Source organism: Clostridium sp. TJA085 (genome assembly GCF_058310235.1).
The window spans coordinates 148,107-163,468 of record NZ_JBZEEZ010000002.1 but is presented as its reverse complement, the minus strand read 5'-3'; the positions used below and the strand labels follow the sequence as shown (position 1 = coordinate 163,468).

Below are 15,362 nucleotides of genomic sequence, written 5' to 3'. Positions count from 1 at the left end.
GGAATTATTATGAAGGTCACTAATTCAGAGGAATTATCTAAAAAGATGGAACAGCTTAGAGCTGCTCAAAAAAAGTTTCAAACATACACTCAAGAACAAGTAGATGATATTTTTAGAGCAGCTGCAATGGCAGCTAATAATGCTAGAATTGAGCTTTCAAGAATAGCTGTTAAAGAGAGCGGAATGGGAATAATAGAAGATAAGGTAATTAAAAATCATTTTGCATCTGAATATATTTATAATCAATATAAAGATATGAAAACTTGTGGAATTATAGAGAGGGATAAAACTTTTGGAATTACAAAAGTAGCTGAACCAATTGGCGTAGTTGCAGCAATTGTTCCAACTACTAATCCAACTTCAACTGCAATTTTTAAGGCTTTAATATCTTTAAAGACAAGAAATGCAATAATTATATCACCTCATCCAAGAGCTAAAAATGCAACAATTAAGGCTGCTAAAATAATATTAGATGCAGCTGTTAAGGCAGGAGCTCCAGAAGGTATAATTGGTTGGATTGATGAACCATCAGTTGAACTTTCTCAAAAGGTTATGCAAGAAGCGGATATTATACTAGCAACTGGTGGACCTGCTATGGTTAAAGCAGCTTATTCATCAGGAAAGCCAGCAATAGGTGTTGGTGCTGGAAATACTCCAGCTATAATTGATGAAACAGCACATATTAAGATGGCTGTTAACTCTATATTACTTTCAAAAACTTTTGATAATGGTGTTATATGTGCATCAGAGCAAAGTATTATAGTTTTAGATGAAGTTTATAATGAAGTTAGAAGTGAGCTTATGGATAGAGGAGCTTATCTTTTAAATGATAGAGAGTGTGATCAAGTAAGAAAAGTTATTTTAAATGAAAAGGGTGGATTAAATGCAGCCATAGTTGGTCAATCAGCATATAAGATTGCCAAGATGGCTGGGGTTAAAGTTCCAAAGGATGCTAAAGTTTTAATTGGAGAAGTAAAATCAGTTGAACTTGAAGAACCATTTTCACATGAAAAACTATCACCAATACTTGGAATGTATAGAGCAAAAACTTTTGATGAGGCTTTAAAGAAAGCATCAAGACTTATAGAACTTGGTGGATATGGCCATACATCAGTACTTTATACAGATCAAGTTAAATCAAGAGATAGAATTGATAAGTTTGGAACAACAATGAAGACAGCAAGAACTTTAGTTAATATGCCATCATCACAAGGAGCTATTGGAGATATATTTAATTTTAAACTAGCACCATCTTTAACCCTTGGTTGTGGTTCATGGGGTGGAAACTCAGTTGCAGAAAATGTTGGTCCTAAGCATTTATTAAATATTAAGAGTGTAGCTGAGAGGAGAGAAAATATGCTTTGGTTTAGAGTTCCAGAAAAAACTTACTTTAAGTATGGATGTCTTCCAGTTGCTCTTAAAGAATTATGTGAAATGGGCAAGAAGAAAGCATTTATCGTAACAGATAAAGTTTTATTTGATCTTGGATATACAGATGAAATTAGAGAAATATTAGAAGAATGTGATATAGAATTTAAAGTATTTACAGATGTTGAGCCAGACCCTACACTTGGAGCTGCAAAAAATGGAGCAAAAGAAATGCTTTCATTTAATCCTGATGTAATAATTGCAGTTGGTGGTGGATCACCAATGGATGCAGCAAAAATAATGTGGGTTCTTTATGAACATCCAGATGTTAAATTTGATGAACTTGCAATGAGATTTATGGATATAAGAAAGAGGGTATTTAAATTCCCTGAGCTTGGAAAAAAAGCTATGATGGTTTCAATTCCAACATCAGCAGGTACAGGTTCAGAAGTTACACCATTTGCTGTTATAACAGATGAAGAAACAGGTGTTAAATATCCACTTGCTGATTATGAATTAACACCAAATATGGCTATTGTTGATGCAGCACTTATGATGAGTATGCCAAAAGGTCTTACAGCAGCATCAGGAATTGATGTATTAGTTCATGCATTAGAAGCTTATGTATCAGTATTAGCTTCTGAATATACAAATGGATTAGCACTTGAAGCAATAAGATTAGTGTTTAAGTATCTTCCAGTTTCATATTTAAATGGTTCAGAAAATATAAAAGCAAGAGAGAAAATGGCTCATGCAGCATCAATGGCAGGTATGGCCTTTGCAAATGCTTTCTTAGGAGTTTGTCACTCAATGGCTCATAAGCTTGGAGCATTCCATCATATACCACATGGAATGGCAAATGCTTTATTAATAAAAGAAGTAATTAAGTTTAATGCAGAAGATGCACCAAGAAAACAAGCAGCATTTCCACAATATAAATATCCAAATGCTAAGTGGAGATATGCAAGGGTAGCAGCTTATCTTGGACTTCCAGGAGATAATGATGATGAAAAAGTTGAAAGTTTATTAAAGGCTATTGATGATTTAAATGATACAGTTGGAATGCCAAAATCAATAAAAGAAGCTGGAGTTTCAGAGGATAAATTCTATGCTACTTTAGATGAAATGGTTGAGCAAGCATTTGATGATCAATGTACTGGAGCAAATCCAAGATATCCACTTATGAGCGAAATAAAACAAATGTACATAAATGCTTATGAAGGAAATAGGGATGCAGAGCCAGTTAAGGAAGATAAGACAGAAGTCTAATTAAAATAAATATATTATAATACATATGAAATTAAAAAAAGAGATTATCTAAAATAATAGATAATCTCTTTTGTATTAAATTACTTAACAACTATATTAACTAATTTTCCTTTTATAACTATAATTTTAACTATGTTTTTACCTTCTGTATTTTTAATTACATTTTCATCAGCTAAAACAGCAGCTTTTATAGTTTCATCATCTGCTCCGTTTGGAATAACAACTTTAGCTCTTACTTTTCCGTTAATTTGAACAGCTATTTCAACTTCATCTTTAACTAATGCACTTGGGTCAAATTTTGGCCAAGCTTCGTTAAATACTGAAGTAGTATTAGAGAACTTGCTCCATTGTTCTTCAGCAAAGTGAGGTGCAAATGGTGCTAGAATTTTTATAAAGCTTTCGCATACTTCTTTTAAGAACTTAGTATTTTTAACTTGTTCTTTGTTGTATTTTGATAGGGCATTTATAAATTCCATCATTCTTGCAATTGCAGTATTAAATTGCATTTTTTCTCCATCTTCAGTAACACCTTTAATTGCAGTGTTTAACCAGAAGTTAAGTTCTTTTTCAGCCTTATCAACTGTATCTTTAGTTTGGTCTCCATTTATAGCTTCTAGTGCAGTTTCTAAGTTTCTTTCGATTCTATCTACAAATCTTGCAACAGATTTAATTCCGTCATCACTCCAAGCTCCACCTTCAGTATAAGCAAAACCAAACATTAAGTACATTCTAAATACATCAGCACCATATTCTTTAATGTAATCATCTGGTGAAATTGTATTTCCTTTTGATTTACTCATTTTAAGTCCATCTGGTCCTAAAATTAATCCTTGGTGAACTAATGAAGTAAATGGTTCATCAAAGTTTAAGTATCCCATATCTCTTAATGCTTTTGTTATAAATCTTGCATATAGAAGGTGCATACAAGCATGCTCTGGTCCTCCAACATACATATCAACAGGAAGCATTTTATCTATAAGTTCTTTATTGAAAGGTTCTTTTTCATTTTTGTTATCTGGGTATCTTAAGTAATACCATGATGAACAAACAAATGTATCTAAAGTATCAACTTCTCTTTTTGCTTTTCCACCACAGCAAGGACAAGTTGTATTTACAAATTCCTCACACTTAGCAAGTGGTGATTTACCATCTGGTGCAAATTCAACATCATATGGTAATTGAACTGGAAGGTCTTTTTCAGGTACTGGAACTGTTCCACATTTTTCACAATAAATCATTGGAATTGGAGCTCCCCAGTATCTTTGTCTTGATACAAGCCAGTCTCTTAATCTAAAGTTAACTTTTTGACTTCCTTCATTAGATTCAGCTAGTTTTTCAACTATTTTAACTTTAGCTTCTTTTGTAGTTAATCCATCAAATTCACCTGAGTTAACTAATATTCCATGCTCGCAGTATGGAAGTTCTACTTCTAAGCCATCTTTTGGCGCTATAACTCTGTTTATTGGAAGATTAAACTTAGTTGCAAAAGCAAAATCTCTTTCATCATGAGCTGGAACTGCCATAACAGCACCTGTACCATAGCTTGCAAGTACATAATCAGCTACCCATATTGGAACTTCTTTTCCGTTTATAGGATTTATAGCATAAGCACCAGTAAATACTCCAGACTTTTCTTTTGTACTTGATTGTCTTTCTATATCTGATTGTTTTATAGCTTCTTCTTTGTATTTTTCAACAGCTTCTTTGTTTTCATCAGTAACTAATTTGTTAACTAATTCATTTTCAGGAGCTAAAACAACATATGAAACTCCATTTAATGTATCAACTCTTGTAGTAAATACGTTAAATGATAAATCACTATCTTTAACTTTAAATGTAACTTCAGCACCAGTTGATTTACCAATCCAGTGTTTTTGCATAGCTACAGTTTTTTCTGGCCAGTTAAGTCCATCAAGTTTTTCAAGTAACTCGTCAGCGTAATCAGTAATTTTTAAGAACCATTGAGTTAAGTCCTTTTTAGTTACTTCAGTTCCACATCTTTCACATGCACCATCAACAACTTGTTCATTAGCTAAAACTGTGTTACATGATGGACACCAGTTTACAGGAGCTTTTTTTCTGTAAGCTAATCCTTTTTCATAAAGCTTTAAGAATAACCATTGAGTCCATTTATAGTAATCTGGTCTACAAGTTACAAGCTCATTTTCCCAGTTGAACATAGCTCCCATAGCTTTAAGTTGAGCTTCCATGTTTTTAATATTTTTTTCTGTTGAATCTTGTGGATGAATACCTGTCTTTATAGCAAAGTTTTCTGCTGGAAGACCAAAGGCATCAAATCCCATTGGTTGAAATACGTTGTAGCCATTCATTCTTTTAAATCTTGCCCATGTATCAACTGGTCCATAGTTAAACCAGTGTCCAGCGTGAAGTTGGCTTCCTGATGGATAAGAGAACATTTCAAGAACGTAAAGTTTTTTATCTAAATTGTTTGGGTCAAATTTATATAATTGTTCATTTTCCCACTTTTCTTGCCATTTCTTATCTATGGCAGTTCCATAGTTTCCCATTAAAAATTCCTCCTTAAATATATCTTTTATATGTAGCACATAATATGCTTTATAATTTGCAAATTTAAATTTTGTTTTATTAAATTCAAGAAATAAAATTGAAATTAATAACAAAATTATTAGAAAAGGAAATACATATAAAAATATTTAAAATAAGATTTAGATTAAAAATATTTTATTTCCTTTTAAGTTTGAGAGTGTTTATTTTAATAAAATATAATAAAAAAGTTAAAATCCTTACTATAATTTTTATTAATTAAAAAAGTTTAAGTTTTTATTATAAGTTCTATAAAAATTAAAGAAAATAAAAAAATCCTTAAGCCTCTTAAAAATTTAAGAGACGAAAGGATACTTCCGCGTTACCACTCTTTTTAGGAATTTAATAATTCCTCACTCAATAATTTAACGGTTTCCCGTACTTGCTTCAACACAAGTAAGCTCCTAGGCAAGTTCCTATATTTGTGATGCTATTTTGCACCAAACAATAGCTCTCTAAAAAACACAAGTTTATAGTACTACTCCTATTCAAAGCAATATATAATTAAGTTTTAAAAAATTAGTGCTATAAAAACTATAACACTTTTTCTAATTATATATTAGAAAATATAATTAAGTCAATGATATTTTAAGTTATATAGATACATGAAGGAAATATTAAGAGATTAAAGGAGAACAGGTGCCATTTGTTATAGCAATTGATTGATAGAGTTATAGATAATTAGGGAGATTTCACAATATATAGCACTTGTAATATAATACATAGTATAAGGCCTAAACAAAAATTTGTAATTTGGAGCGTGATATTTTGTATTCCAGGTCAAAAAACTTGAAAGGTATTATTAAGGGAATTCTTTTAGTAATACTAGGGTCAAGTATATTAGCTTTTGGTACTTATAATTTTAATTACCAAAATGGCATTACAGAAGGAGGGGTTTTAGGATTACTTCTTCTTGTTAAAAATATTTTTAATATATCGCCATCAGTAACTAATCTTATAATAGATTTTTCATTATTTGCTCTTGGAGCAAGATTTTTTGGAAAAAGATTTTTAATTTTTTCTATATTCTCAACAGCTTGCTTTTCAGTATTTTATAGAATATTTGAAAGCGTAGGTTTTGTTGTGCCAAGCCTTAATGAATATATGATTTTTGGAAGTATTTTTGCAGGACTTTTTGTAGGAGTTGGTGTAGGATTTGTACTTCGTGGAGGAGGAGCATCAGGTGGAGATGATGTTATTGCTCTTTTAGGTAGTAAATTTACTCCTTTAAAGGTTAATCATGTTTATATGTTAACTGATGCCATAGTACTGTTACTTTCATTAGTATATTTAAGGGTAGATCAGGTTATGTATTCTATATTAGCTGTTACTATAAGTGGAAATCTTATTGAGATTATATATGAATATAAAAATAAAAGTATTGAAAATGATAAGATAAATAAAGATGAAGAAGAAAATATAGATACAAAAAAATCTATAACAACATAGAGATTTTAAGCTATTATAGTTAATTCTATAATAGCTTTTTTGTTTTAGATAATTATACTTTATATTTAATAATATTATATTAAAAAAATATGTATCGATACATTTGACTGCCTGTCCTTAAGGTAATAACATAAAATAGAGATTATTAAATATTAAATTTTGGAACAATAATTAGTGTATAAAAAGTAAAAAATAATTTAAAGAATGAGAATATAAATAAATTTGAGGTTTAGGAGATAAGGGTTATGAAGAAGCCAATAGATAGAGTATTAATGATAAATAGTTTTTGTACAGTAGGAAAGGTTTCTATTACAAATATGATGCCTATTATGAGTGTTAGAGGAATAGAAGCATGTCCAATGCCTTCAATAGTATTATCAAGTCATACTGAAGGATTTAAAGATATTGCTACATTCACTGGTAAAACTTTTATAGAAGATGCAACTAGAAGTATGAAAGAAAATAATATATATTTTGATTTAAATTATATTGGATATTTAGGAAATATAGAAAATATAAATCAAACACAAAATTATTTGAAGGAAGTAAAAGATTGTATAAATATAATTGATCCAATATTCGCTGATGATTTTAAATTATATAGTGGATTTGATATGAATTATGTTTATAAAATTAGGGAACTTTTAAAATATAGCAATATAATTACTCCAAATTTTACTGAAGCTTTATTTTTAACAGGAAGGGAAAAAGAAATTAGAGAAATTTATAATGAAGATTATATTAAAGATATAATTTATGATTTAAGAGAACTTGGAGCTAAAAATATAATTATAACTTCAGTACCATCAAGTAAGGAAAATGAATTAAAAATAGCTGTATTTGATGGAGAAGATTTAACTTTTGTAACTCATGAAAAGATGAAAAAATCATATACAGGTACTGGAGATATTTTTGCTGGAGTTTTATGCACAGAAGTTTTAAGAGGAACAGATTTAGTTACTGCTTCAAGAAGGTCTGGGGAATTTGTTAAAGATTGTATTGAATATAGTATGCAATTTGATTATCCAGCTATTGAAGGAGTTTTACTTGAAAAGCAATTATATAGATTAATTTAAAAAGTATGGTAACATTACCATGCTTTTTTATGTTTATACATAATATAATAAGAATATTGGTATTAGTTTATTAAAAAAATAATAATATAAAATATATGACTTAAAAGATTTTAAAATTATAATTGTACTAAAACATTAAACTATTTTTATAATAGGTGGTGAAATTATGGTTAATATTTTAAATAATATCCCTTTGAAAATAAATGCTGTAAAAGTGGAGCATTTATTAAAAGGTTGGTCAAGTGATAAAAAATTTTATATTGAAGATGATAAAGGTAATAAGTACTTACTTAGAGTTAACGATATTTCACAAAAAGAAAATAAATTTAATGAATATAAAAGCATAAAGCTATGTGAAAAACTAAAAATAAAAACATCCAAAGCTATTGAAGTTGGTATTTCTAAAGATTTAAAGTATGTTTATATATTAGTTAAGTGGGTTGAAGGATATGATGCACTAGAAAAAATAAAGGAATTTAATGAAAAGGAACAATATAAGCTTGGTGTAAAATCAGGGGTAATTTTAAAGAAGATACATACAATAGAGCCTTTTGAGTTTAAAGGAACTTGGGAAAAAAGATATGAAGAAAAAATAGAAAGAAAAATTAAGCTTTATAAAGAATGTGGATATAAAATAAATGAAGATTTAAAGATGATTAACTTTATAAATAATTTAAAACCTTATATAAAGGGAAGAAAGCAAAGTTTTCATCACGGAGATTATCATATTGGAAATTTAATTATTACTGATAATAACAATATTGGAGTAATTGATTTTAATAGGTTTGATTATGGTGATCCATGGGAAGAGTTTAATAGAATATTTTTCTCATGGAGAGTAAGTGTTCCGTTTGCAATTGGTCAAATTCATGGATATTTTAACAATAAAGTACCAGAGGAATTTTTTAGGCTTTTAGCATTGTATGTTTGTACAAATTCTCTATCTGCAGTTTCATGGGCAGTTCCGTTTGGAGATAAAGAAATTAATTTTATGATTGAAAACGCTAATAATCTTGTAAAGTGGTATGATGAATTTAATACAGTTATTCCGGTTTGGTACAAAGGTCCAAAGGATATGAAGTTACTATATAAATAAATTATTATATATCTAGAAATAATAATTTAAGTCGTTTAGCTTGATATGAATTTAATATATAAATAGATTATTTAACTTGGATTTTACTGGAGCTGTCAATATTAATTTAATATAGAAATAGATTATACTAATAAAGGCATATAACTTTAGATTAAAAGTTATATGCCTTTTATTATTTTCTCTTAAAGAAATTTAAATATATCAATAAAATTATAAGTACTAATATAAGAAAAAATAAAAATAATAAGTCTTTGTTGAAAATAAATGATACAAAACTTGTTCCCATAAATATCCCCCTTTAACCTCTTCTTTTACATAAATTTATGTTGTAAATTAGAGAAAATGTTTAATATTAATAATCATTTGAAGTATAAATTAAGTGAAGCAAAATCCTATATTAAAATATAAAATTTAAAAACTAAAATTAAATTAGAAAAATAAATTATATATAATATTTTACCTTATATTTCCATAAATATTAATGAGATTAGATTTATAAATAATAAAAATTATTAAATATATAGAGTAGGTTAATAAAAAATTTAAATATAATAATAAATAAAGTTTAAATAGGGGTGATTATTTTATGAGTAATCTAAATATGAAACAAGTAATGCTTGATATAATATATAATGCTGGAGAAGCTAAAGTTGAAAGATTTGATAAAGCAGAAAAGCTTCTTAAGAAGTCTGACGAGTTACTTTTAAAGGCTAATTCAATTGAACATAAAATTATTCAGGAAGAAGCAGCAGGTAATAATATAGAAGTAACAATTTTAATGGTACATGCTCAAGACCATTTAATGACAGCAATAGAAGCTAAAAATTTAATAGAAGGCATAATTGATTTTTATAAAATAAAGACATATTCAGATAGTTCATATAACCCTATTTAATTAATAAATTTTAAGGGGGAAATTAATTAAAAATGTTAAAGGTTTTATTTGTTTGTTCTCAAGGAATAACAAGTGCAATTGCAGTTAATGAATTAAAAAAGGCAGCTGATAAAGAAGGAATTAAAATGGTAGTATCAGCAGTTAGTACTCAAGAATTTGAAGATGAAATAAAAAATGGATATGATATTGCAATGATTGCACCTCAAGTTAGGCATAGGTTTGATTATTTAAAAAATCATGCAAAGAATTTTGATACTCCATTTGCATTAATTGAATCACAAGGTTATAGACAACTTGGTGGTGATAAGCTTTTAGAACAAGTTAAGGAGATTCTTAAATTGTAATTTAGTTCAATAAAAGTTAAATAAGAAAAAAAGTATAGATTTAAATAAAAATCTATACTTTTTTATTAATTTTTATTATTCAATAAAAACAACTGGTTTAATTAAATTTTTTGGTTTGTCCTTCATTAAAAGAAGAGCTTCCTCTATTTTATCAAATCCAGTGAAGCGATGTGTTATTAATTTAGAAGGATCTACACGTTTTGTTTCAATTAAGGAAATAAGTTTTTCCATACGTAGACGTCCTCCAGGCATTAATCCAGCAGAAATTTGCTTATGTGCCATTCCGCATCCCCATTCAACACGTGGGATTTTTACATAATCACCTTCACCAAGATAATTTACATTTCCAATTTTTCCACCAGGTTTAAGTACTTTAATAGCTGTGCTGAAAGTATCTACATCTCCACCGGCAATAATAACTTTATCAACACCTTTTCCATTTGTTAGTTTCATAACTTGATCTTCAATTGAACCATTTTTATAATTAATTATGTGTGTAGCGCCATAATCTTTAGCAATTTCAATACAGTTTGGTCTACTTCCAACAGCATAAATTTCAGAAGCACCTCTAATTGCTGCACCAGCTACTGACATAAGTCCAACTGGACCAATTCCTATAACAAGAACTTTATCTCCAAATTGAACATCTGCAAGTTCAACACCATGGAATCCTGTAGGCATCATATCACAAAGCATAACTCCAGATGCATCATCAATGGATTCTGGAAGAATAGCCATATTTCCATCAGCATCATTTACATGAAAATATTCTGCAAATACCCCATCTTTAAAATTTGAGAATTTCCAACCAGATAACATTCCACCAGAATGCATAGCATAACCAGCTTGAGCTTCTAAAGAATCCCAATCTGGTGTAATAGCAGGAACAACAACTCTATCTCCAGGTTTAAAATCCTTTACTTCACTTCCAACAGCTTCTACAATACCAACAGCTTCATGTCCTAAAATCATATCTTTACGATCACCAATTGCACCAGCCCATACTGTATGAACATCTGATGTACATGGTGAAAGGGCAGTAGGTCTAACAAGTGCATCCTTTGCACCTAGAGAAGGAACTTCCTTTTCTACCCAACCAATTTCTCCTATTTTTTTCATTGCAAAACCTTTCATTAAGTCTCAACCTCCTTTGAAATTTTACTATATAATTATAACATATAGAATGGGATATTAGTAAAATATATAATAAAATGTATTTAAATGGAACACTATAATTTAATATTTATTTAAATACAGAAATTAATAATATCATTAATAATTGGTTAGACAAGAAAAAAATGGTATAATTTATGTAATTATTATAACTTTACAAAAAATATAACAAAATAGCTTTAACTACTAAAAGAAAAAGGGGGATAACTTTGGATTATTTTGGAGTTTTTTTAGGTATTGTTTTCTTTATAATAAATATAATACTTATTATAAAAACAATAAAGAGTAAAAAAGAATTAAAAGGTTATGAGTATAATATTGTAGATTTAAATTTAAAAAATGGAAGAGAGAAAAATAATTATAAAATTTCTTATTATTCAATAATAATTATGATAGTCTCTATTCAAATCATGGTTATATGTTCATTAATAGTAGGAGATATTAAATTTATAATGTTTGTAGGTTCTTTTTATGCAATGATATTAGCTTTAAATAATCAATATTTTTATGTATCTAAAAATAGAATTGGAACTTTATATAAAATAAATAATACAGAAAATATTAATTATATTGAAGCGGAGTTTAATAAGGACTATTGTAAGATGAAACTTTGTTATAAAGATAAAAGTGAAAAGAAATTATCTTTAAGATGTCGTAACACAAATGGACTTATAAAAAAATTAAGAGACCATAATTATGAAGTTCATTATATACAAAATTAAATGGCAGTATTACATAAAAGTGATGCTGCTAAAATTTTATGTATAAAATAAGTTTTTATATAGTTAAATTTAAGAATATCTTTAGAAATAGTTGATATAATTGTTTACAAGTAAATTAATAATAAAATAATGTAAGATTATAATATAAAATTTAGGACATTATAAAGTTATAAAATAAATTAACAAAGGAGGAAGTTTATTTGGAAATCTTTAATATATGCTTAATTACAGTGCTTACAATATTTAATTGTTTTCTTTTTATCGCTTTTATGAAAAATGGAATATACTTAAAGAAAAATAGTGCGGAATTTGTTGACCTTTTAAAAAAAGGATTAAAAATTAGAAGAATTAATTTTAACTTTATAGTTTTACTTTTAGCTATACAAGTTGGGTTATTTCTTATAGCATATTTAAAAGAAGAAAATTTATACTTCGTACTTATAATATACATATCACTTATGATTATTAATGACAGAGGATTTTATGTAAGTGATAAAAAAATTGGTAAGATGCTTAAGCTTCAAGATACAGAAGGTGTAGAGTATATAACAATAGCTCGTACTATTGACTATGCAGAGTTTACATTAGTTTATAATGATAACAGTATCAAGAAAATTAGAACACAAAACAAAAATGTAGAAGGAATAGAAGATGCATTAAAAGATTGTGGATATGAAGTTTATGAGAAGTCAAAATAATTAATGAAAAAGGCTAGTAGTTATTTAAACTACTAGCCTTTTGTTATTTAAATTAAATTCGTTTAAGCTTTTTATATATTTTAATTATAAATAAATATAATAACCAAACTAAAGGTACTACTTGTCCAATATAAGTAATTAATGCAGTGTAAGTATAAATAAAAGGTGATAATATAATTTCTAATAATCTATCTAAATTACTAAAGACAAATAATATACCTATTAATTTTAAGTATAAAGGTCTATTTTTTATAAATGTATTAGTAGTGTAGCATAAAAATATTAACAATAATACTGAATAAAATAAAATACTTGAATAATTCAAATAAAAACCCTCCTTATCATTTGTAATAACAGTATTATACAATATTATTTATAATAGTAATAAATTAATAATTGTAGAATAAATTGTATAATAATGGCGGAATTATAATAATATCAGTATATACTATTATTTTCTTATAATTAGTTAAAGGCTTACAGTTATACATATAATTTTAATATTTTAAAGTAGCATATTTTAACTTAAGAAATAATAAAAATACAGTAATATTAAGTTTTGTGGAGGGTTTAACTTGGGAGTTTTAGGAGAATTAATAAATTCTTTTACTGGTCAAGGAATCGTAGGATTTTTATTTGTTTTTATTATTTTAGCATTAGGGGTAACTGGGATAATTTTAAGCTTGAAACTTAAAAAAAATTATAGTGAGTTGAAAAGTAACTTTGAATCTTCACCAATAATTAATGATGAAACAGGTGAAAGAAATCTTGAAGATAAAACTCTTTATAATATTTCAGAAGAGTTTAAAAGAAGTGCATCTAAGGGAACTGAGAACATAAATACAGAAGTACTTATGGCAAAACATTTAAGTAATAGATTAGGGGTAAACGAAAAAGCACTTCATTTATTTCCAGCTTCATCAATAGCCTTAGGTCTTCTTGGAACTTTTTTAGGACTTACAGTTTCAATTAACTCAACAAATACTGTTTTGGAATCAGGTGTTAATTCAATGGAAGCTTTTTTAAGCCGTATGGAAATACCTCTTCAAGGAATGTCAAGTGCATTCTGGACAAGTATTTTTGGTGTTATTATGTCTTTGATTTTAAATTACGTAATTCAGCTTTCTAAAAAGGAAAAAGAAAGTTTTTATGACCAATTTGAAGACTACTTAGATAATATTTTATATAGTGAGCATGCTTTTAGTTTTGTTACTCAATTTGAAAGATTTAATGATGTTATTAAAGGCTCAATGATTGATTTAACTAAAGAAATTAGAGTTTTATTTAAAGAAGGTATTGATGAGCTTGTTAAAAATATTAATAAAAATACAGTTGATATGACTGAATCTGCAAAGGTTCTAGCAATATACACTAAAGATTTAGAACTTGTAATAAGTTCTCTTAATAATTCTGTGGATAATTTTAAAGCACCTATTGATAAATTTAAAGGTTCAATTGATGATTTTAATATAACAACTGAAAAGCTAGAATTTATAATGAATACTTCAATAAATAAGCTTTCAGATAAAATGGATGTTTTAGCTGAGATTCTTAATAAATTAGATATATCAATGGATGGACAAAAAGAAGTTATTGAAGTTGTTAATGATGAAATAAGGTCATATAAGGAAATAGTAAGTAGAAGTTATAGAGAACTTTCAGAAGGAATTTATAATATTTCTAAATCTATTGATCAAAATAATGAAATTTCAAAAGAGCATATTGATGAATTAAAAGATGTTTTTGAAGGGGTTAATGAAACAATAGGAGATTTTGCAAATAATGTAGATTCATTGAAAGAAGGTATTGGAGAAGTTGTTTCAAGAATAATAAAAGAGGAGCTTTTAAATATATCAGATGAAATTGCAGAAAGGCTACAAGTTTCAATTAAAGGTATAGAAGAAGCAACAGATAGTTTAAGTTATAATACAAAAACTATTGGAGAGCTTGTACGTGCAACTAATGAGTGGGTTGCTGTGGCAAATGATGATTAAAGGAGGTCCTCTTTATGAAAATAAGAACTAGAAAATATAGAAGCAGAGAAGAAGGACAGTCCTACTGGCCATCTTTTGTTGATATTATGAGTGTTTTTGCTCTTGTATTTTTCTTTCTTATGATGATTTCAATGGCTATATCATCATTATTTGTTGACAATATATCAAAAAAGAGAGAAGAAATATATAATTCTATACAAGATAATTTAGATAAAAATAATGTAGATGAAAATATTATGTATTTTGATAGAAATGAAGGCAAGATGGTTTTAAATACAGAAACATTTTTTGATACAGATAAATGGGTATTAAAAAAGGACGGACAAAATTTAGCAAAACAGCTTAATAATATTTTTTATAATATTTTATCTTCTGAAAATATAAAAGATGAAATTGAATATATTGAAGTTGTTGGTCATACAGATTATGCAGGAAGTACAATAGAAAACAGAAAACTTTCAACAGAACGTGCAATGAGCTTTTTAAATGCTATGGTTCCAATGGATAGTCAGCTTGAAAACGAGTTTGGAGGGAAATTTAAAGCTTCTGGAATGTCAGAGTTTGAAACTAATCCAAATAAAGAAGATAGAGATAAAAAAACTTACACTAAAGAAGATATAGAAAATACTAAAGATCAAAGAAAAATTGAAATTAATATGGTATTTTCTAATAAAGATTTAGAAGAGGCTATAAAGTCTAGAGTAAGTAACTAG

At 27.5% G+C, this 15,362-nt stretch carries 13 protein-coding genes and 1 other annotated feature; of the genes, 10 read left to right on the top strand and 3 right to left on the bottom strand.

From position 1 onward, the window contains the following. Window positions 1-9 precede the first annotated feature (9 nt). Window positions 10-2,637, top strand: a complete 2,628-nt coding sequence (gene adhE / locus AC4FQW_RS08040) for a bifunctional acetaldehyde-CoA/alcohol dehydrogenase (RefSeq protein WP_491148377.1) — start codon at window positions 10-12, stop codon at window positions 2,635-2,637. A gap of 80 nt (window positions 2,638-2,717) precedes the next feature. Here adhE and leuS read toward each other — a convergent pair whose 3' ends face one another. Then, on the bottom strand, window positions 2,718-5,165 hold the full coding sequence (leuS, locus tag AC4FQW_RS08035; RefSeq protein ID WP_491148375.1) for a leucine--tRNA ligase: 2,448 nt from the start codon (window positions 5,163-5,165) through the stop codon (window positions 2,718-2,720). 333 nt (window positions 5,166-5,498) lie between these two features. Continuing rightward, window positions 5,499-5,703 (bottom strand) — a binding site (T-box leader). A gap of 288 nt (window positions 5,704-5,991) precedes the next feature. On the opposite strand from leuS, the gene AC4FQW_RS08030 reads away from it, so the two are divergent. The 5 genes from AC4FQW_RS08030 (at window position 5,992) to AC4FQW_RS08010 (ending at window position 10,062) form a co-directional block, all read left to right on the top strand. After that, window positions 5,992-6,651: a YitT family protein gene (locus AC4FQW_RS08030; protein ID WP_303130160.1), complete on the top strand. Its 660-nt coding sequence runs from the start codon at window positions 5,992-5,994 to the stop codon at window positions 6,649-6,651. 245 nt (window positions 6,652-6,896) lie between these two features. Next, window positions 6,897-7,727 carry a pyridoxamine kinase gene (locus AC4FQW_RS08025; protein WP_303130159.1) on the top strand — a complete coding sequence of 277 codons (831 nt, stop codon included), beginning with the start codon at window positions 6,897-6,899 and terminating at the stop codon, window positions 7,725-7,727. Between the two features lie 166 nt (window positions 7,728-7,893). After that, window positions 7,894-8,823: an aminoglycoside phosphotransferase family protein gene (locus AC4FQW_RS08020; RefSeq protein ID WP_491148373.1), complete on the top strand. Its 930-nt coding sequence runs from the start codon at window positions 7,894-7,896 to the stop codon at window positions 8,821-8,823. 586 nt (window positions 8,824-9,409) lie between these two features. Continuing rightward, window positions 9,410-9,718 (top strand): PTS sugar transporter subunit IIA, encoded by a 309-nt coding sequence (locus AC4FQW_RS08015; RefSeq protein WP_491148371.1) that lies wholly within the window; start codon window positions 9,410-9,412, stop codon window positions 9,716-9,718. A gap of 32 nt (window positions 9,719-9,750) precedes the next feature. Then, window positions 9,751-10,062, top strand: a complete 312-nt coding sequence (locus tag AC4FQW_RS08010; protein WP_491148369.1) for a PTS sugar transporter subunit IIB — start codon at window positions 9,751-9,753, stop codon at window positions 10,060-10,062. Window positions 10,063-10,137: 75 nt separating this feature from the next. On the opposite strand, the gene AC4FQW_RS08005 is transcribed toward AC4FQW_RS08010, so the two are convergent. After that, window positions 10,138-11,196 carry an NAD(P)-dependent alcohol dehydrogenase gene (locus tag AC4FQW_RS08005; RefSeq protein ID WP_303130154.1) on the bottom strand — a complete coding sequence of 353 codons (1,059 nt, stop codon included), beginning with the start codon at window positions 11,194-11,196 and terminating at the stop codon, window positions 10,138-10,140. A gap of 248 nt (window positions 11,197-11,444) precedes the next feature. Between AC4FQW_RS08005 and AC4FQW_RS08000 the strand changes: the two genes are divergently transcribed. Together AC4FQW_RS08000 and AC4FQW_RS07995 are read left to right on the top strand one after the other, a co-directional pair. After that, complete coding sequence (locus tag AC4FQW_RS08000) at window positions 11,445-11,957, top strand: hypothetical protein (protein WP_491148368.1); 513 nt, start codon at window positions 11,445-11,447, stop codon at window positions 11,955-11,957. Window positions 11,958-12,157: 200 nt separating this feature from the next. Beyond that, window positions 12,158-12,655, top strand: a complete 498-nt coding sequence (locus AC4FQW_RS07995) for a hypothetical protein (protein WP_303130151.1) — start codon at window positions 12,158-12,160, stop codon at window positions 12,653-12,655. Window positions 12,656-12,707: 52 nt separating this feature from the next. On the opposite strand, the gene AC4FQW_RS07990 is transcribed toward AC4FQW_RS07995, so the two are convergent. Next, window positions 12,708-12,980 carry a hypothetical protein gene (locus AC4FQW_RS07990; protein ID WP_491148367.1) on the bottom strand — a complete coding sequence of 91 codons (273 nt, stop codon included), beginning with the start codon at window positions 12,978-12,980 and terminating at the stop codon, window positions 12,708-12,710. Between the two features lie 250 nt (window positions 12,981-13,230). Between AC4FQW_RS07990 and AC4FQW_RS07985 the strand changes: the two genes are divergently transcribed. Continuing rightward, entirely contained in the window at window positions 13,231-14,649 is a 1,419-nt protein-coding gene (locus AC4FQW_RS07985; protein WP_491148366.1) for a hypothetical protein, read from the top strand. Between the two features lie 14 nt (window positions 14,650-14,663). Next, complete coding sequence (locus AC4FQW_RS07980) at window positions 14,664-15,362, top strand: OmpA/MotB family protein (RefSeq protein ID WP_491148364.1); 699 nt, start codon at window positions 14,664-14,666, stop codon at window positions 15,360-15,362.